This window comes from Paraburkholderia mimosarum LMG 23256 = NBRC 106338, from assembly GCF_000739815.1.
Classification (GTDB): Bacteria; Pseudomonadota; Gammaproteobacteria; order Burkholderiales; family Burkholderiaceae; genus Paraburkholderia; species Paraburkholderia mimosarum.
The window spans coordinates 1-1,228 of sequence record NZ_BBJJ01000315.1; the positions used below are offsets into that span (position 1 = coordinate 1).

Below are 1,228 nucleotides of genomic sequence, written 5' to 3' on the forward strand. Positions count from 1 at the left end.
CCTCAGGCGGTTCACACCATGGCCTGGAGAAGGTCGGTCACATCGATCATTTCCGCATGCTTTACGTCCGGCATGCCAACGCTATCCGTTCGTTTGTTACACGCGAAGATGAAATCCGCTCACTGCCATATGCCGCACATGCGACTCGTCTACCTCCACGCCCAGTCCTGCTCTCTGCGGAAGATGAACCACTCCTTTACGCACAAAGGAAGAAAAATCGGTCGGGTCCTCTGCGAGCCGTAGCGTTGACATAAAGGCGTGCCCAGCGTCGACGAGATTCCCTATGGTTACTGCGTGCTGCAGTGACGCCACTTGCGTCACACCGAACTCAATCATCGAATTCATGTAGCAGCGAATCCCAAACGCCTCGGCCACGGCTGCGATGCGCTGCGCGCGCAAAGGCCCTCCATTTTTACTGCTCTTGACACTGAAGACACTGGCGGCACTTACGCGTGCAATCGCCGCAGCATGCGAGTATCCAGCCAGCGCTTCATCCGCTGAAATCGGGATGCCATTAGTCTTGGCCAGTAACGCCGCGCCCTCTAAATCCGCCTTGTCCAATGGCTGCTCGAGGAAAGCAAGGTGGGAGCCGCTCACCCCCTCTAGGAACTCTCGAGCCTCCTTGCGATTCCACCCCTCGTTAGCGTCGGCGATCAGCGTAACACCGCTCCCATAGCGCGCCTCCAGCGTGGCCACGCGCTCTATCTCGCTTCGTATCGGCGATGTACCCATCTTCAGCATGAAGCTTGAGAATCCTTGCGCCATCCGCTCGTCGATCACGCGAATGTCTTCTTCCGCCGTACCATTGCTGAGCGGCCAAAGCACAGGAAGTGATTTTCTCAGCGCCCCACCCAGCAGTGTGGCCACAGGGACACTGAGCCGCTTTCCGAGAATATCGAGCAGAGCCATCGTCACAGCCCCCTTCGCGCTAAGATGTCCGGCGAGCCGCCCGTCGAGTTCTGCATCGATGCCGCCGGGAGTAGGAGCGGAAGATGCCATAACCGCGGGCAAAAGAGTGTCTTTTAGGGCACGTACGGCATCGCTCGCCGTGCCGCCGGTAAAAGCATCGTAAGGATTTGCCTCTCCCCAGCCCACCACGCCATCAGCGTCCGTCAGCTTCAGCATTACGGCGCTCGTGGACACCAGTGTGCCTTCGGTCATCTTGTATGGCGTGACCAGCGCCGCCTCGATTTCGAACACCTCAGCTGCGACGACGCGCGCCATGGCA

Annotated in this window: 1 protein-coding gene; it reads right to left on the reverse strand. The window is 58.9% G+C overall.

All coding sequences use genetic code 11. The features are described 5' to 3' along the window. Window positions 1-96: 96 nt before the first annotated feature. A partial coding sequence (locus tag BMI01S_RS37640; protein WP_063769768.1) for an enolase C-terminal domain-like protein occupies window positions 97-1,228 on the reverse strand: 1,132 nt, incomplete at its 5' end.